This window comes from Vibrio sp. 10N.247.311.49 (assembly GCF_041467655.1).
Taxonomy (GTDB): domain Bacteria; phylum Pseudomonadota; class Gammaproteobacteria; order Enterobacterales; family Vibrionaceae; genus Vibrio; species Vibrio crassostreae_C.
Window position 1 is genome coordinate 61391 of the sequence record NZ_JBFSVA010000005.1, and the last position, 19078, is coordinate 80468.

The following is a 19078-nucleotide window of genomic DNA, read 5'->3' on the forward strand; positions in this document are numbered from 1 at the left end:
TAAGTTATTTCACTTCTAGCTTAGTAAGCTGAAACGTCGTTATCTTCGATGTGTTTCTTATCTAGACGACCGAACATTTTGTAGTATGTCCAAGTTGTGTAGCCAAGAATCACAGGAACCATTACCGCCGCAACGACAGTCATAAGACCAAGCGTTAGCTCACTCGCTGTTGAATCCCACATAGTCAAGCTTTGGTTAGGGTTCAGGCTTGATGGCATTACGAATGGGAACATTGCAAAACCAGCCGTTAGAATAACACCAGCGTTCGATAGGCTTGAGAACAAGAATGCGAAACCACCACGCTCAAAGCGAGATGCAATCACAGCAAGCAGTGGCATTGCTACACCAAGGATCGGCGCAGCCCACATTGCTGGATAAGTTTCGAAGTTTGTCATCCAAGCACCCACTTGAAGTGATACTTCTTTGTTTAGTGGGTTTGAGTCAGCAAACGTATCGATAGTGCTCGTAATTACATAGCCTTCGATAGATTGAACCCAGAAACCACCAATAACGAATAGAGCAATAGCAATTAGGCCAGTGATCTGAGCAACGTTACGAGCACGAGCGTGCAGCGCTTCTGTTGTCTTCATTTGAAGCCATGTTGCACCTTGCATCACGAACAACATCAGAGCCAACACACCACAAAGCAATGCAAATGGGTTAAGCAGAGCGAAGAACGTACCATGGTACTTAGACATCATAAATTCGTTCAGTTCAAATGGAACACCTTGTAGTAGGTTACCAAATGCCACACCGAAAATGATTGGTGGTACTGCGCCACTAAAGCAAAGTGCGTAGTCCCAAGTTTTGCGCCATTTTGGATCTTCGATCTTTGAACGGTAGTCAAGAGCAAGTGGACGTAACCAAAGTGCAGCTAGCGTTACGTACATTGCGAAGTAAAAACCAGAGAAAGACGTCGCGTAAACCAGTGGCCATGCAGCAAACAATGCACCACCCGCAGTGATAAGCCAAACTTGGTTACCATCCCAGTGAGGGGCAATCGTGTTTAGCATAATACGACGTTCAGTGTCGCTCTTACCGATAACAGGTGACAGAGCGGCAACACCCATATCAAAGCCATCAGTTACGGCGAAACCAACCAGTAGAACACCGATCAATACCCACCAAATAAGTCGTAAGCTTTCGTAATCAAACATAATATTCCCTCACTTATACTTCAACTGAACGGCTAACTTTGTCTTCAACAGAGTTATCGTTTTGTTCGAAGTGGTAACGGCCTGTCTTCAAGCTACTTGGACCTTTACGTGCGAATTTCAGCATTAGGTAAACTTCAGCAATCAAGAACACTGTGTAAAGTGCCAGGATAGCGAATAGAGAAGTCCAAAGCTGTTCAATAGTCAGTGCTGATGCAGCAACGTTAACCGGTAGGATTTCACCAACCGCCCATGGTTGACGACCAAACTCAGCAACGAACCAACCTGCTTCAATCGCAATCCAAGGAAGTGGGATTGAGAATAGCGCAGCTTTAAGTACCCATGGTTTCTGTTCGATTTTCTGACGACACGTTTGAACAAACGCAGCACCGAATACAAACAGCATGATGAAGCCACAAGCAACCATCAGACGGAATGACCAGAATAGAGGCCAAACTGTTGGGATAGAATCATCCGCAGCCATTTGGATTTGGTCTTCAGTTGCATCAACAACGTCGTCTGTGTAGCGCTTAAGAAGCAAGCCGTAACCTAGGTCACCTTTCACTTCGTCGAACGCAGCCATGTTTTCTTCAGACTTATCGCCTGCACGTAGCTTTTCAAGCAGCTCGTACGCGTACATACCAGTACGGATACGATCAACGTGGTCATCACGTAGGTCACGTAGGCCCGTTACTTCAGTATCAAGCGAACGCGTTGCGATGATACCCATTACGTAAGGAATTTTAATTGCGTAGTCAGTATTCATTGTCTCTTGGTTCGGAATACCAAAAACAGTAAATGCGGCTGGTGCTTCTTCAGTGTGCCATTCCGCTTCTACAGCAGCGAGCTTCACTTTTTGAACTTCACCAAGCTCGTAACCAGATTCATCACCTAGTACGATTACTGACAAGATCGCCGCCATACCGAAAGACGCTGCAATCGCGAAAGAGCGACGAGCAAAGGCAAGGTCACGACCTTTAAGAATGTAGTATGAGCTGATACCAAGGATGAACATTGCACCCGTTGTGTAACCAGACGCTACTGTGTGTACGAATTTAACTTGTGCTACTGGGTTTAGTACAACTTCAGCGAAGCTCACCATTTCCATACGCATAGTTTCAAAGTTAAATTCCGCACCCACTGGGTTTTGCATCCAGCCGTTTGCTACCAAGATCCAAAGCGCAGAGAAGTTAGAGCCAAGTGCTACTAACCAAGTTACCGCTAAGTGCTGACGCTTTGACAGTCTGTCCCAACCGAAGAAGAATAGGCCAACAAAAGTAGACTCTAGGAAGAATGCAACAAGCGCTTCGATAGCTAGCGGAGCACCAAAAATGTCGCCAACATAGTGAGAATAGTAAGACCAGTTAGTACCAAACTGGAACTCCATGGTTAAGCCTGTCGCTACACCAAGAGCAAAGTTAATACCAAACAATTTACCCCAGAACTTGGTCATGTCCTTGTAAATTTGCTTGCCAGTCATTACATAAACTGACTCCATAATGGCAAGTAGAAATGCCATACCTAAAGTCAGTGGAACAAATAGGAAGTGATACATCGCTGTAAATGCAAACTGCAATCGCGACAGATCAACAACATCAATCATGGTAACTCCTTTGTGTCGGCTGAATGACACTTGTGTGATTATTCACCGCAAAAATCCATGTTAAAACAATTTATGTAATTGTTATTACAAATTGAAATTTGTAGCAAAAACGTACCGTTATAGTTAGATTATTGTTAAGCATGAGCTAATATAGCTGGCGCTAATATTACTGGTAAAATCAGTATGTTTCAAAAGGTTTATGGGAGAACCCTGCGTTGATTTGTATCAAATTTATTTGAGCAAATTAGAGTTATTTTTGTACAATTATGATTAAAATCACACCAATTATGCTTGTCTTAATAACAGCGCATGATATCTGTGACAAATGCTCAGCACCGCCTCAACATCCGAATTACAACTACCTATAAAGTATTAACAAAAAATATGACAACTTATTTCATTTCCTGTTATCTAAATCAAACCTGAAATCAAAGTTTCCATTTTTGAAGCTCCCTTTTCGATCTTTTTATCGACTCGCTCAAAGAGTTGTTATTCAGTAAAAAGCAAAAAAACCAGCGCTTATGCAACTGGGATCTTTAAAAATGAATAATTTAACGATTGGAGGGTTTATCTATTCCAAAGTGTAAATACGCTCTGTCGGTCGCGATTCGACCTCTTGGCGTCCTTTGTAGGTAACCTTGTTGAATCAAGTAAGGTTCTAACACATCTTCAATAGTGTCTCTCTCTTCACCAATCGCGGCAGCCATGTTGTCGATACCTACCGGACCACCACCAAACTTCTCCATAATCGCCAGCAGAAGCTTTCTATCCATGTAGTCGAAACCTTTAGCATCGACATCCAACATGTTTAGCGCTTTGTCAGCAACCTCCGGACAAATATGCCCGTCGCCTTTTACTTCCGCATAATCACGAACACGGCGCAGTAGACGGTTAGCAATACGTGGCGTACCACGAGCTCGGCGAGCAACTTCTAGCGCCCCTTCGGACTCCATAGAAAGACCAAGGCAATCTGCACTGCGCTGAACGATGTTTTGTAGATCTTCAACCTTGTAGTACTCAAGACGCTGAGTAATACCAAAACGGTCACGTAACGGCGATGTCAGTGAGCCAGCACGAGTGGTTGCGCCAATCAAAGTAAAAGGAGGAAGGTCAATCTTGATAGAGCGTGCCGCTGGGCCTTCACCAATCATGATATCTAATTGGTAGTCTTCCATTGCAGGGTACAACACCTCTTCAACCACAGGGCTTAAACGGTGAATCTCATCAATGAACAGGACATCATTTTCTTCGAGATTGGTCAGTAACGCCGCTAGGTCGCCTGCTTTTTCTAGAACAGGGCCTGAAGTCGTACGAATGTTGACATCCATCTCATTGGCAACAATGTTCGCCAACGTGGTTTTACCCAAGCCTGGAGGGCCAAATATCAACAGATGGTCGAGCGCCTCGTTACGCAGTTGTGCCGCTTTGATGAAAATCTCCATCTGGCCACGAACGTGATCCTGACCTTGATAGTCAGCCAGTGCTTTAGGGCGTATTGCACGATCAATGACATCTTCATCTTTGAATACTGGGTTATCCGGTGCAATAAGGCGATCGGCTTCAATCATAAATTCTGCTATTCCTAACTATGCTCTTGTTGACTCTGCGCTTCTTGACTCTGTGTAAAGGCAAAGTGAATGAGTCTATTTTGTCGAACAAGTATATTGGGTATTAAACCATCGATTTCAGAGCTTCGCGAATCAACTGTTCGCTGGTCATGCCATCTTTAGCCACTTGAGAAACCACCTTGGAAGCTTGAGTCGGCTTGTAGCCTAATGCAAGTAGCGCACTTACCGCTTCTTCTTCCGCGTCGTGAACGGTTGGCATAGAATCAATCGGAGCTGCATCTGTCGCTGGAGTAAACAAGTCACCCGCGCCCCACCCTTTCAGGCGGTCTTTCATTTCAACAACCAGACGTTCAGCGGTTTTCTTACCCACACCCGGAAGTTTAACCAGCGTCGAGATGTCTTCACGTTCAACACTTTGAACAAACTGGCTAGCCGTCATGCCTGAAAGAATGCCAAGGCCTAGCTTAGGGCCCACACCGTTCGCTTTGATCACTTCACGGAACAGCGCACGCTCTTTAACCGTGTTAAAACCATAAAGTAGCTGCGCATCTTCACGTACAACAAAGTGCGTGTAGATGATTGCCTCTTCGCCCACGTTTGGTAATTCGTAAAAACAGCTCATTGGCATTTGAACTTCATAGCCAACGCCACTCACTTCGATTAGTAATTCTGGTGGCTGTTTTTCTATTAATGTACCGCGTAGACGTCCGATCACAATTCACTCTCTTGATGGAATATAATTTGAGGGACAGAATATAAAAGAACTGGATGCTTATCCAGTTCTTTGTGTTTATTAAGATGATTTATTTAAGCTTGCTTAGCTTAAGAAACCGAATGATTCTGTCTTCAGAAACGCCATAGCCTATGGTTATCGGTAACGCCCTTTTCTTGCTCCTGTTGCTTTACCCGCAAGCGCTATCAAAGTTTTATTGGTGTTGGCGTGAGTGATCGCTACGCCTAGAGCATCGGCAGCATCGGCCTGTGGTTTAGCGGGTAACTTAAGCATGCTCATCACCATGTTCTGAACCATCGACTTATCTGCACCACCATTGCCTGTCACCGCTTGTTTGATTAGACGAGCCGCATATTCATGAACGGGGAGATCAGCATTTACCGCTGCCACTATCGCACTGCCACGCGCTTGTCCCAGCTTAAGTGCAGAATCCGCATTCTTCGCCATGAAGACCTGTTCTATCGCAAACACATCCGGTTGAAACTGAGTGATGATTTCGCTCACACCGGCGTAGATTTGTTTGAGTCGGCCCGGCAGTTCTTTTTCAGAGGTGCGAATACAACCGCTACCTAAGTAATATAGATGGCGACCATTTTGACGAATAACACCGTAACCGGTAATGCGTGAGCCAGGGTCAATCCCTAAGATAATAGACATAACTTCAAATACTGATTATTTATACATGCTTTATGAGCTTAGTATATCGAACGCAAAAAAAAATGCCCGTCAAATTAACGGGCATTCTCTAATTTACTGGCAAGTCTTGGCTAATTAATTGAGAGCTCTCTATCAACTAGGATCTCTTCATCAACAAGAAAAGATAACAGGCTTACGCTTGCTCTTTTTTCTCTGCCAATTTAACTGCGATTGCTAGCTCTTCCAGTGATGCTGGGTTCGCTAGGCTTGGCGCGTCTGTCAGTAGACATGCTGCAGCTGTTGTTTTCGGAAATGCGATAACGTCACGGATGTTCTCAGTACCGCAAAGCAGCATTGCTAGACGGTCAAGACCGAATGCTAGACCAGCGTGCGGTGGCGTGCCGTACTTAAGCGCTTCAAGTAGGAAGCCGAACTTCTCTTGTTGCTCTTGTGCTTCGATACCTAGGATACCAAATACCGCTGTTTGCATTTCTGCGTTGTGGATACGTACAGAACCGCCGCCTACTTCGTAGCCGTTGATTACCATGTCGTATGCATCAGAATTTGCTGCTGCTGGGTTCGCTTTTAGCTCTTCCGCGTTCACACCTAGTGGTGATGTGAATGGGTGGTGCATTGCGTGTAGGTTACCTTCGCCGTCTTCTTCGAACATTGGGAAGTCAACAACCCACAGTGGAGCCCATGCAGATGTGTCTGTTAGCTCTAGATCCGTACCTAGTTTAAGACGAAGTGCGCCCATTGCTTCAGCAACGATGCCCGCTTTGTCTGCGCCGAACAGAATGATATCGCCAGATTCAGCTTGAGTACGATCTAGAATACCGTTGATTACGTCTTCGCTTAGGAATTTAGCAACTGGAGATTGAATACCTTCCATGCCTGCAGCACGGTCGTTAACCTTCATCCAAGCTAGGCCTTTCGCGCCGTAGATGTTTACGTGTTCAGCGTAGCCGTCGATTTGCTTACGAGTTAGCTTAGCACCACCTGGAACACGGATAACTGCTACGCGACCTTTTTCGTCGTTAGCTGGGCCAGAGAATACCTTGAATTCAACATCTTTAACCAAGTCAGCAACGTCCACTAGCTCTAGTGGGTTACGTAGATCTGGCTTATCAGAACCGAAACGACGAATCGCTTCAGAGAAAGGCATTACTGGGAATTGACCTAGTTCAACATCTAGAAGCTCTTTCCACATATCGTGAACTAGCTTTTCAGTGATGTTACGTACTTCTTGAGAAGACATGAACGATGTTTCGATATCGATCTGAGTAAATTCAGGCTGACGGTCAGCACGTAAATCTTCATCACGGAAACATTTAACGATTTGGTAGTAACGATCAAAACCAGACATCATCAGCAGTTGTTTGAACAGCTGAGGAGATTGAGGAAGCGCGTAGAAGCTGCCTTTGTGAACACGGCTTGGTACTAGGTAGTCACGAGCACCTTCTGGCGTCGCTTTAGTTAATACTGGCGTTTCGATGTCTAGGAATAGGTTCTCATCAAGGAAACGACGAACGAAGCTAGAAGCGCGTGCACGAAGCTTGATACGGTCGCTCATTTCTGGACGACGAAGATCGATGTAACGGTACTTAAGACGCTGCTCTTCAGAGTTCGTTTGGTTGAAGTCTAGTGGAAGCGCTTCTGAACGGTTGATGATCTCTAGACCCGTCGCGTAAAGCTCTACTTCACCAGTAGCCATGTCTTTATTTACTTGGCTGTCCGGACGAACTCGTACTTCACCAGTAAACTTGATACAGAATTCATTACGCAGTTGGTTAGCGATCGGGAAGATATCTTTCATATCTGGATCGACAACAACCTGAACGATGCCTTCACGATCACGCATATCAATAAAGATAAGACCGCCTAAATCACGGCGACGGTTTACCCAGCCGCACAATTCTACAGTTTGTCCCGCCAGGGACTTGTTCAGGTTACCACAGTAATGGGTACGCATAATGAATTTCCCAATCTCTTAATTATTTACTAATTTCCAAGCTGTCAGTGGTCATTCCACACAACAGAGCAAAGGAACATTTATACGCGGAAACTCGCTTAAAATCGACCTTCCACATTCGAATTTATTGTGTTTTATCTGGCTTTGCTGCTTTTTAGCCCATCAAGTGCGCAAAGATTCATCAAAACCGAAAAAATTGCGATAATTATATCTCGAAAGTACCTTAATCAGCAAAACTCTCGTAAAGTAGATTTTCGTTTCAACCCAAAAACTTTTTGTAATGACTGATGGCGTGATGGATAACGGTGTAATAGATGGATAATCGTGTAATAACAACAGAAACTTTACCTCTAAGACTTGGATTAACTATGTGGTCTCATTCTGAGTGGCAAAGTCAGTTCTACGGTAAAGGCACCAAGCCTGCCGAACGCTTGGAAAAATACACCCAAGTTTTCCATACCGTTGAGGGCAACACCACCTTTTACGCTACGCCAAGTATGTCTACCGTTCACAATTGGAAAGCCGCCAGTCACGATGATTTCAAGTTCACCTTCAAATTGCCCAAATTCATCACCCACCAGCAACAACTGAGACACTGCCAAGCCGAACTCAAAGAGTTCTTGATGACTATGTCGCCACTGCATGACCGTATTGGTCAATGGACGATTCAGCTGCCGCACAGTTTTGAGCCCAGCATGCTGCCTGCCCTACAAAAGTTTTGCACCTTATTCCCAAAAGATATGCAGCTTGGCGTCGAAGTTCGACACTTAGGTTTCTTTGATAAGGGCGATGCGGAAAAACGCTTCAACCAATGGCTGGTTGAGGAAGGCATCAATCGCATCATTATGGACAGCCGCCCCGTTTTCTCTGCGCCACCCACCACAGAAGCGGTGATCGATGCGCATCAGAAAAAACCGCGTGTTCCTGTTCATGCAATTGCTACCGCCAATAACCCGATGATTCGATTTATTGGTCACCCAGACCAAGAACCTAATATTGAGTTTTTTAAGCCTTGGTTTGCCAAAATCCCAAACTGGCTTAATGAAGGCAAGCAGCCCTATTTAATGATCCACACCCCAGACAATAACCACGCACCTGAACTCGCAATGGCTATTTACGAGCTATTGCAAAAGCAAGTATCTGAAAATATGTCATTAATATTGCCCGATCTTGCTCAGTTTCCAGCTCAGAAAGGCAACCATCAAATCTCGATGTTTTAAGTCCTCTTGAACATCTGGTCGCAATCCTAAGTAGTAATCTCAGTTTTCGTGACAGCAGTCCTTTTTTTACGTAAAATACGTCCCCTTTTATTTGGTACGAATTTTGTGCCAATTACGCTGACTGTCGAGAGAGAATGCCATGAGCAACACAGACAATATCTTTTCCGCTCCTATTGATAAAATTGGAGACTTCACCTTTGATGCAAGGGTTGCTGAAGTATTTCCGGATATGATTCAACGCTCGGTGCCTGGTTATAGCAACATCATCTCCGCAATCGGCATGCTGGCAGAGCGCTTCGTAAAGCCGCATTCAAATATTTACGACCTTGGTTGTTCTCTAGGTGCAGCAACGCTTTCAATGCGTCGCCACATCCAACAAGAAGGTTGCACAATTTTCGCGATCGATAATTCAGAAGCCATGGTTGAGCGCTGTAAATTGCACGTTAACGCTTACCGCAGTGACACGCCAGTAGAAGTGATCGAAGCCGATATTCGTGAAGTAGAAATCAAAGACGCGTCTGTTGTGGTGCTTAACTTTACGCTGCAATTTTTGTCTCCAGACGACCGATACGCTTTGCTTGAGAAAATTCACGCAGGCTTGCGCCCTGGCGGCATCTTAATCCTGTCAGAAAAATACGTCTTCGAAGACGAAAGCTCAAATGAACTTCTTATCGACCTGCACCATGATTTTAAGCGTGCTAACGGATACAGCGAGCTAGAAGTGAGCCAAAAACGTAGTGCGATTGAAAACGTGATGCGTCCTGATTCTATCCCTGTGCACAGAGAGCGCTTTGATAAGATTGGCTTCTCAAGCAGCGAAGTGTGGTTCCAGTGTTTCAACTTTGGTTCGATGTTTGCTATTAAATAGTCTAGCTAAGTGATACTGAATGATACCCGTCATTCCCTACTGTGAGGGATAAACGTGATAGGGAATCTCTCTTTTTAGCTTTACCTTAATCACTAGTATTTTTATGAGTGTCGAGCGACTCAGAAAGCGCCCCTTAACAAAACACTCTAGCATCTATTTATAGATCCCCGATGCACTCGTCGACTCGCGTTCGAGGATGACGATAGTATCGAGTAATAAAATTTAGGAACTTGTTCTAATGTTTAATTTTGCCAATTTTTATCAACTTATTGCCCAAGATACTCGCCTTCAGCCGTGGCTAAATGTTCTTCCTCAACAGCTGACGGATTGGCAAAATGCAGAGCACGGTGACTTCGACCGCTGGTTACGTGCATTGAACAAGATTCCACAAGGTGTGCCTGACCAAGTTGATCTGAAAAACTCAGTGACCATTGGCAGCTCTACACCGTTCCACACGGGTGAACTTAAAAAGTTAGAAAGCTTGCTAAAGACTTTCCACCCTTGGAGAAAAGGTCCTTACACGGTTCACGACATTCATATCGATACAGAATGGCGCAGTGACTGGAAATGGGATCGTGTGCTTCCACATATCTCACCACTTAAAAACCGTTCTGTGCTCGATGTAGGTTGTGGCAATGGTTACCACATGTGGCGCATGCTTGGCGAAGGCGCTCGTCTTACAGTAGGTATCGACCCTTCTCACCTTTTCTTGGTTCAGTTTGAAGCGATCCGTAAGTTGATGGGCGATGACCAACGTGCGCACCTTTTACCTCTAGGTATTGAACAACTACCAAAACTGGAAGCGTACGACACTGTATTCAGCATGGGCGTGCTATACCACCGTCGCTCTCCGCTTGATCACTTGATTCAACTGAAAGACCAATTGGTGTCTGGCGGTGAATTAGTGCTTGAAACCTTAGTGATTGAAGGCGATGAAAATGCAGTTCTGGTTCCTGTTGACCGTTACGCGCAGATGAGAAACGTGTACTTCTTCCCCTCTGCTCGAGCTCTGAAACGCTGGCTTGAACAGGTCGGCTTTGAAGACGTGCGCATCGTGGATGAGAATGTCACGACAATCGGCGAGCAACGCACGACAGAATGGATGACACACAACTCTCTACCAGATTACTTAGACCCGAATGATCCAAGTAAAACGGTTGAAGGTCACCCAGCACCAAGACGTGCCATTCTTGTGGCGACCAAGCCATAAATGTGATGCCCGAAAGCCATTATTTAGCCGATAACAGAGTAATGGCTTTTTGGTGGCTACAGCGCCACCTTTTGCTTCGCTGTGAGCTTTCACAAAAATGCGCGCAAATTGAACAAAAATTGACTTATGCTTAATAAGTGAGCTATTTAAAATTACAATAATTGGCGTAGCGCTCACATTGCGATTCAATATGACCAGACTCTTACAATAGGATGCTTCACGCATCCTTTTTTGTGGGCTAAACTTCTAAATAGTCTGAACTATTCTCTAATTTCCAAAGGTTTTTTTATGTTTAAGCGATTATCGCCTATTGTGGCGGTTGGTTTGCTCTCTGGTTGTACCCTTACTAACGGTGCTGCCTACCACCAAGAAACTCTCGATGCTATTGCCCGCTCAGAGACAAACATCGCAAATAAGGTTCAAAATCTTGAACTGCAAGTCAGTAATCAAAGTGATTACATTGAAAGCTTAGAAGACGAAATCATCACCCTTTCAAATCAGTTAGATGTTCATCTAACAAGCATGGAACACAAAGTCATTGAAGAGCTAGAGGAAGAAGAACCCGTGGCAGTTGCAGCGGCTCCTATCGCTCCTACCTCACAACCGACTATCCTTGGCGGCATCGAAAAAGTGTTTATCGACTCTATCAAGCAAAGCTTTGATGCTCGTGTTGATACAGGTGCAACCACCTCTTCTTTAAACGCTGTCGATATCAAAGAATTCGAACGTAACGGCAAGAACTGGGTTAAATTTCACCTAGACGACAAAGCCCAAGCTAAAGAAGACCAGAAATGGATTGAAGCGCCTGTTGTACGTTATGTAAAAATCCGTCAATCAACCAATGATCAAGCAGAACGTCGAGCTGTGATCGAATTATGGGTGAAAGTTGGAAAAATCCATGAAAAAGCGCAATTTACATTGGCGGATCGCTCTCAAATGAGTCACCCTGTGTTACTAGGGCGCGAATTTATCAAAGACATAGCGCTAGTAGATGTAAGTAAAAAGTACGTACAAACGGAAGTTAAATAACAATAGTAGGGTAAGCTATGACGTCAAGAATTCCATTTTATATCTCTATATTCCTGCTTATTGTGGCAGGTATAACACTGAGTATGTTCAGACATACGACCTACGGTGTACCTTGGACTCCAGGGGAAACCAGACAGGTTTGGGACGTTGAAGCTCGCATCGAGTTCAACGCAGTAGGCAAAGAAGCAAAAGTTTCCTTAGCGGCTCCTCATACTCAGTCTAACTACACACTTATCGGCGAATCGGCTTCATCGCCGGGTTACGGTATCTCTTACTTGAATACCGAATCAGGTCGCCGCGCAGAGTGGTCTATTCGATACGCAGATGGCCCTCAAACCATCTACTACAAAACACAATTCCTAGTCGACAACCAAGCAAAAGTTGATGCTATCGCACCAGAAGGTGAAGTCTCGCAACCAAGCTTCGACGGCCCTGAAGAAGCGGCTTCTCTTGCATTGATTGATAGAGCGACAAAACGTTCTGCAGACAATATCACTTTTACCCGTGAGCTCATCAAAACACTTAATGATCCAGACAGCCAAAACTCAGCGCTGATTCTGAACAACATGACCAAAGTGGAAGCGACACACAAGCTACTTTCAGCGGCGAAAATACACAACAAAGTGGTTGGTGTTATCGAGCTAGAAGATGGTCGTCGTCGTCAGTCGATTCAAAACATGATTCAGATCTGGGATAACGACGAGTGGGTTCTATTCTCTCCTGAATCAAGCGAACAACAAGTCCAACCAAACCTACTCATCTGGGACGAATCAAACGTTTCTCTACTGGATGTTGTTGGCGGTCAGAACAGTAAAGTTCACTTCTCTATGATTGCTCAAGAGGTTTCACCAACGGAAGCAACCAATAGTAAAGTCTCTGCTGATCAACTGTTAAACCTTTCAATTCACAGCCTACCGTTAGAAGAGCAAGCGATGTTTAAAACCATCATGCTGATTCCTATCGGTGCTCTGATTGTTGTGTTCCTACGTGTCATCATCGGCCTGAAAACGTCTGGTACGTTCATGCCAGTACTGATTGCGGTAGCCTTTGTACAAACACAACTGGTAACGGGTATTGTTGGCTTCCTGCTTATTGTAGGTACGGGTCTGATTATTCGAAGTTACTTGTCCAAACTCAACTTGCTCTTGGTAGCCAGGATATCCGCCGTAATCATCACGGTAATCATGATTATCTCTGTGTTTACTGTAGTCGCGTTTAAAGTGGGTCTGACTGAAGGTCTATCTATTACGTTCTTCCCTATGATTATCCTATCTTGGACTATCGAACGTATGTCTATCCTATGGGAAGAAGAAGGTGCGAAAGAAGTCGTACTGCAAGGCGGCGGCTCTCTATTTACTGCGGTTCTTGTTTACCTAGGTATGACTAACCCATTCATTCAACACTTAACGTTTAACTTTATTGGTTTACAGCTTGTTATTCTAGCGACCATCTTGCTACTAGGTAACTATACAGGCTACCGTCTAACAGAGCTTCGTCGCTTTAAACCGCTAGCGGAGGACTAAGTTATGTTTGATCAATTTACTTCACCGTTTAAGTTGAAAGACAAAGGCATAATGGGGATGAACAAGCGTAACCATAGTTATATTGGTCGCTACAATGATCGTTCCAAGTATCCACTGGTTGATGACAAGCTTAAGACTAAGATCATTGCTGAACAAGCAGGTGCAACCGTACCAAAGTTGATTGGCGTGATTGGTCATCAAGCTGAAGTAAAAACAATCCACAAGATGGTTAAAGAGTGGCCAGGTTTTGTAATCAAGCCAGCTCAAGGTAGTGGCGGTAAAGGCATTCTTGTTGTGACCTCTCATAAGGACGGCGTTTATACCAAACCATCCGGTTCAACCATTAATGAAGAAGATGTAGAGCGCCACATCAGTAACGCGCTAGCTGGCCTTTTCTCACTCGGTGGTAAGAATGATGTCGCTGTAGTTGAAAACCTGATTAAGTTCGATGAGTGTTTTGACGGCTTCAGTTACGAGGGTGTGCCAGATGTTCGAATCATTGTATTCAAGGGCTACCCTGTAATGGCAATGATGCGTCTATCCACTTCCGCATCTGATGGTAAGGCGAACTTGCACCAAGGTGCTGTGGGTGTCGGTATTTGTATCGCAACCGGCAAGGCCGTTCGTGCGGTTCAGTTTGACCATCCAGTGACACACCACCCAGATACGGGTAAAGAGTTGGCGCTACTTCAGGTGCCGCATTGGGAGAAACTGCTGACCCTTGCATCAAGTGCTTGGGAAATGACAGGCCTTGGTTACATGGGTACGGACATGGTTTTAGACCAAGAAGAAGGCCCGATGGTACTGGAGCTAAACGCTCGCCCTGGATTAGCAATACAGATTGCAAACGGCGCAGGTTTATTACCTCGCTTGCATCATATTGAAAACCTGGGCACACCGGCTGAATACCCAAAACCAGCAGAGCGCGTTGCCTACGCTGCTAAGCAATTTGGTGTTCACGGTAGCGAAATTGTTCAAAACTAAGCTCATCTAAATTAAAGCGAAACGACTCAGTTATTGATACTGAATCTAGCTCGATAAAAAGGCCGCATAACTCTGAGAGTTACGCGGCTTTTTAATGCCAGCCGTCTTCACCGAGCTAATATGATTAAGCCTCTGTTACTTCACACTCAGGCTCACGAATAGGATCAATACGCACAGCCGCCACCTTAAATTCAGGGATCTTCGCGTGTGGATCAGTCGCTGTGGTAGTCAAACGGTTAACTGGTGATTCAACAAAATGGAATGGAATAAATACCACACCCTTTTGCATTCGTTTAGTCACAAAGGCCGCGATTTCGATTTCACCACGACGTGTTGAGACCTTAAGCATCTGACCATTCGAGATACCTAGCGCTTCAGCATCATGAACACTCACCATGGCACGCGGCCCTGCTAAGTTATCCAACCCTTTTGTTTTACGTGTCATGGTTCCGGTGTGGAACTGCTCTAGAATACGCCCAGTCGTTAATACTAACGGATACTCTTCATCCGGAAGCTCTGCTGCATATCGAAACGGAATCGCTTCCATCTGACCACGTCCACGAGTGAACTGAGTCTGGTGCATAATACGAGTGCCATCAGGATTGTTTTTATTGCTTGGCCATTGCACGCCATTAACCGTGATGTTTTCCCAACGTAAACCACCATATTGTGGCGTGACGCGAGCAATCTCATTGGTAATGTCCGCAACCGAATCGTAGCTCCAACCACCACCCATTGCATTCGCAAGTAACTGGATAATCACCCAATCCTCTTTCGCTTCACCTGGAGGTAATACCGCAGGGTTGATACGCTGAACGCGTCGCTCGGTATTGGTAAAGTGACCAGACTTCTCGGCGAACGAGCAAGACGGTAGAACCACATCGGCATACTGCGCCGTTTCGGTTAAGAAGATGTCTTGCACCACAAGGAAATCTAACGCTTCAAGCCCTTCAATCACGTGTGCTTGATTCGGATCGCTTAGTACAGGATTTTCACCCATCACATATAAACCACGCACATCTCGATTACACGCCCCATCAATAATCTCGGTCAGCGTTAACCCTGTTTCAGCAGGCAAATCAGCAACGCCCCACTCCATCGCAAACTTTTGACGAACCATTGGGTTGTACACTTTCTGATAACCCGGAAGGTTATTTGGCAATGCGCCCATGTCACACGCACCCTGAACATTGGATTGACCACGTAATGGGTTGATACCGCCGCCTTCAATTCCGATATTGCCACACAAGAGCTGTAGGTTAGCGATTGATCGAACGTTATCGTGACCAGTGGTATGTTGCGTAATGCCCATCGAGTAGTACACCGCTGTACGCTCTGCAGTACCAATCAATCGCGCCATTGCGAAGATGTCTTCCGCTTTAACGCCAGTTACCAGCTCCACTTTGTCTAGTGAATAACTTGGTGACATTACCTCTTGAAGCAAGGTATCAAAGCCATCCACACGGTCTTCGATATACTCTTGGTCGTACCAACCGTGTTTGATGATTTGCTGCATCACACCATTGATCAACATTACATCAGTACCCGGTCGGTGCGCTAAATAAAGTTCAGCATGGTCAGCACTATCGATTCGTTTTGGATCGGCAACGATCAATCTCGCTCCACCATGTCTCACAGCTTGCTTGATATGCGAGCCAATAATTGGGTGTGCTGACGTGGTGTCGGAGCCAATAATAAAGATCACATCTGAGTGCTTGATGCTTGGAATATCATTGGTCATCGCCCCGCTACCTAGCGAAGCCTCTAAACCAGTAACAGTAGATGCGTGACAAAGGCGCGCACAGTGATCGACGTTATTGGTACCGAGTTCACGACGTATGAATTTTTGGAAGGCATAGTTATCTTCATTGGTGGTTTTCGCCGATGAGAAACCCGCTAAAGCGTTACTGCCAAAGCCTTGCTTAATCGCAGTAAACTTCTCGGCAATAAGCTTAACTGCCTCATCCCAACTTGCAGGTTGCAACCAGCCATCTTTACGAATTAATGGTGTGGTTAAACGCGCATCGCTGCCCACAAAATCGAAGCCAAATCGTCCCTTAACACACAACATGCCTTCATTAACCGGAGAGTCTCCGCCTTCGATATAGCGGATTTTGTTTTTCTGCTCATCGATATGCATGGTTAGCTTGCAGCCGACACCGCAATAGGTGCAGATGGTATCGACTTTCTTGAGTACGTCTGTGTCTCCCTGCTTTCTGTCGCGAGCATCCACCATTGCACCGGTTGGACACACCTGAATACACGATCCACATTGAACGCAGTTTGAGTCGCCCATTAAGGTCTTATCTGCCCCAAAGTTAGGGCGACATTCAGGTCTTGATGCAGGTTTGCCATCCGATTGATTCATGAAGCTTAGAACGCCATGAACATTCTGTTCTCGACATGCTTGAATACACTGGCCACAACTAATACAGCGGTTGGCGTCAAAGATAATGAACTCAGAACTGTCATCGACCGAAAATTTTTGCCTTGTTAACCCGACCTTCGCTTCTTCAGCACGAATCGCCTGCCAACTCTCATTCGAAGCCACATCGATTTTGTACTCTGGATGCGTTTGCGTTGCTTTGTATTCGGTCGAGTAGTCTCGTAGGTCGCAATCGGTATTGGCTTGGCAACCACACTCTAGACATCTTGCTGCTTCCGCTATTGCATCAGCATTATCAAACCCTGTTTCTACTTCATCAAAGCTTTGTTCACGCTGCTCGGGCGTTAGTTCTGGCATGATCTTACGAGCCATGCGTTGTATCGACTGGTATTGCTCAGGATCCACCGCTTTGAGCTGTTTGTGTTTTCTTGAGTTAAACGGTTTGGCCGGAATATTTTCCATATCACCGTGGAAGAAGCGATCGATCGCTTGTGCAGCAATACGCCCATCCCCCACCGCTTCGACTGCGGTTGCAGGGCCGCGTCGGAAATCACCAATACTGAAAATATTTCCGGTTCCGGTATGCATGGTTTGTGGATCAGCATCTGCGGTATTCCAACGAGTAAGAGGAATATCAATCGCTTCATTGTCCATAAAGCTCAGATCAGGCTTTTGCGACACGGCAGCAATAACCGTATCAAACGCTTCAACAAAGAACTCGCCAGTTGGTTTAGGGCTGCGGCGGCCTGAAGCATCAGCAGGACCCAAAGCCATTCGTTCTAATCGTATTTCTGATACATGACCATTTTCATCGGCTATGTTTTCTGCAGGGTTGGTTAAGAAGTGGAACTTCACACCCTCATGTTCAGCTTCTTCGATTTCGTAATCTTCTGCTGGCATCTCATCTCGAGTACGACGATAAATCAGCGTAGTATCCGCGCCATCACGAACTGCGGTTCGAGCACAGTCAATCGCTGTATTACCGCCACCGATCACGGCAACCTTTTTACCAGTGACGTACTGCTGATCGGTCACGTAATCTTTCAGATAATCGACACCCAAATAACAACCTCCGAGTTCGCTACCCGGGTAATTCATCTCGACCGCTTGCGATGCACCAACGGCTAAACAAACCGCATCAAAATCGTTACTTAAATCAGACAGTGTAAAATCAACACCGAGTTTTTTACCGCACTCAACCACCATTCCGTTGCGACACATCAACTCGATTTCTTTATCTAGAATCGACTTAGGTAAGCGATATTCAGGGATACCGTAACGCAGCCAACCACCCGCTTGCGGCATCGACTCATAGACACTGACATCATAGCCTTCGTTAGATAGGTAATAACCCGCCGTAAGCCCACCGGGGCCACTACCGACAATTGCAATACTCTTGCCTTTATTCGGTTTCTTAGCTGGCATGTAGCTCTCTTGAGTCGCTAAATCCGCGTCGGCAGCGTGTCGTTTGAGTTGGCGAATCGCAATGGATTCATCAACCAAGTTACGACGACATTCGGTTTCACAGAAAGCAGGACACACACGACCAATTGAAAGCGGCATTGGTAATGTCTTTTTGATCACTTCAATCGCTTTGATGTGATCATTTTGAGCAATATGGTGCAGGTAAGATTGGATGTCGACCCCAGCAGGACAGGCTGTTTGGCATGGCGCCTCACAGTCAGCGTAGTGATCGGTCATAATGCGATTCAACGCTTCTTGTCGATGATTCGTTAACTGTTTTGACTGAGTGGTAATATTCAACCCATTAGACACTTCAAGCTCACAAGAGCGAGTAACACCAACGCCATCAACTTCAACGACACACAAATCACACGGCACTTTATCCGCTGTTTTGTTCAAACCACATAAAGATGGGATTTCCAAACCACATGTTTTTGCCGCTTCAAGAACGGTTTGTCCTTGCTCGACGATTCGATATTTCCCATCAATCACGATTTGAATCATACCTAAGTCCTACCTTTACCTTTCGCACACGCGAGTTATCAATAATTAAAATTTAAGTAATACAATATTATTAATATTATTAAATCTATGTCATTACCATACATTATTTGTGGTTTTGTGCGTGTGACCTCAAACAAGTTCCATTGATAATAACCATAATGTATGAGTGGTCTTATCAGTGTCGACGAAAGGATTAAGCGGGAGGGGTTCTGCTGTAGAAGAAG

At 45.3% G+C, this 19078-nt stretch carries 13 protein-coding genes; 6 read left to right on the forward strand and 7 right to left on the reverse strand.

Going from position 1 to position 19078, the window contains the following annotated elements:
- Positions 1–20: 20 nt before the first annotated feature.
- The 6 genes from cydB to aspS form a co-directional block, all read right to left on the reverse strand.
- Positions 21–1157, reverse strand: coding sequence for a cytochrome d ubiquinol oxidase subunit II (cydB, locus tag AB6E54_RS07340; protein WP_017062076.1), 1137 nt, complete (start codon positions 1155–1157; stop codon positions 21–23).
- A gap of 13 nt (positions 1158–1170) precedes the next feature.
- Positions 1171–2757: a cytochrome ubiquinol oxidase subunit I gene (cydA, locus tag AB6E54_RS07345; RefSeq protein WP_017062077.1), complete on the reverse strand. Its 1587-nt coding sequence runs from the start codon at positions 2755–2757 to the stop codon at positions 1171–1173.
- 551 nt (positions 2758–3308) lie between these two features.
- Entirely contained in the window at positions 3309–4325 is a 1017-nt protein-coding gene (ruvB, locus tag AB6E54_RS07350; protein WP_017062078.1) for a Holliday junction branch migration DNA helicase RuvB, read from the reverse strand.
- A 103-nt stretch (positions 4326–4428) separates the two neighbouring features.
- Positions 4429–5040: a Holliday junction branch migration protein RuvA gene (ruvA, locus tag AB6E54_RS07355; protein WP_017062079.1), complete on the reverse strand. Its 612-nt coding sequence runs from the start codon at positions 5038–5040 to the stop codon at positions 4429–4431.
- A gap of 153 nt (positions 5041–5193) precedes the next feature.
- A complete protein-coding gene (ruvC, locus tag AB6E54_RS07360; RefSeq protein WP_008219936.1) occupies positions 5194–5715 on the reverse strand; it encodes a crossover junction endodeoxyribonuclease RuvC in 522 nt (173 codons plus the stop codon).
- Positions 5716–5887: 172 nt separating this feature from the next.
- Positions 5888–7666, reverse strand: coding sequence for an aspartate--tRNA ligase (gene aspS / locus AB6E54_RS07365; RefSeq protein ID WP_372107044.1), 1779 nt, complete (start codon positions 7664–7666; stop codon positions 5888–5890).
- 314 nt (positions 7667–7980) lie between these two features.
- Between aspS and AB6E54_RS07370 the strand changes: the two genes are divergently transcribed.
- From AB6E54_RS07370 to AB6E54_RS07395, 6 genes are all read left to right on the forward strand, one after another.
- Positions 7981–8886, forward strand: a complete 906-nt coding sequence (locus AB6E54_RS07370; RefSeq protein WP_372107045.1) for a DUF72 domain-containing protein — start codon at positions 7981–7983, stop codon at positions 8884–8886.
- A 139-nt stretch (positions 8887–9025) separates the two neighbouring features.
- On the forward strand, positions 9026–9754 hold the full coding sequence (cmoA, locus tag AB6E54_RS07375; protein WP_017062083.1) for a carboxy-S-adenosyl-L-methionine synthase CmoA: 729 nt from the start codon (positions 9026–9028) through the stop codon (positions 9752–9754).
- A gap of 238 nt (positions 9755–9992) precedes the next feature.
- Complete coding sequence (gene cmoB / locus AB6E54_RS07380; protein ID WP_009846365.1) at positions 9993–10964, forward strand: tRNA 5-methoxyuridine(34)/uridine 5-oxyacetic acid(34) synthase CmoB; 972 nt, start codon at positions 9993–9995, stop codon at positions 10962–10964.
- A gap of 288 nt (positions 10965–11252) precedes the next feature.
- Positions 11253–11993, forward strand: a complete 741-nt coding sequence (locus AB6E54_RS07385) for an ATP-dependent zinc protease (protein ID WP_372107047.1) — start codon at positions 11253–11255, stop codon at positions 11991–11993.
- A 17-nt stretch (positions 11994–12010) separates the two neighbouring features.
- Positions 12011–13516 (forward strand): inactive transglutaminase family protein, encoded by a 1506-nt coding sequence (locus tag AB6E54_RS07390; RefSeq protein ID WP_372107049.1) that lies wholly within the window; start codon positions 12011–12013, stop codon positions 13514–13516.
- Between the two features lie 3 nt (positions 13517–13519).
- On the forward strand, positions 13520–14500 hold the full coding sequence (locus AB6E54_RS07395; RefSeq protein ID WP_372107050.1) for an alpha-L-glutamate ligase-like protein: 981 nt from the start codon (positions 13520–13522) through the stop codon (positions 14498–14500).
- Positions 14501–14624: 124 nt separating this feature from the next.
- On the opposite strand, the gene fdhF is transcribed toward AB6E54_RS07395, so the two are convergent.
- The gene (gene fdhF / locus AB6E54_RS07400) at positions 14625–18854 is read right to left on the reverse strand and encodes a formate dehydrogenase subunit alpha (RefSeq protein ID WP_372107052.1); all 4230 of its coding nucleotides are present in this window, start codon (positions 18852–18854) and stop codon (positions 14625–14627) included.
- Positions 18855–19078 lie beyond the last annotated feature (224 nt).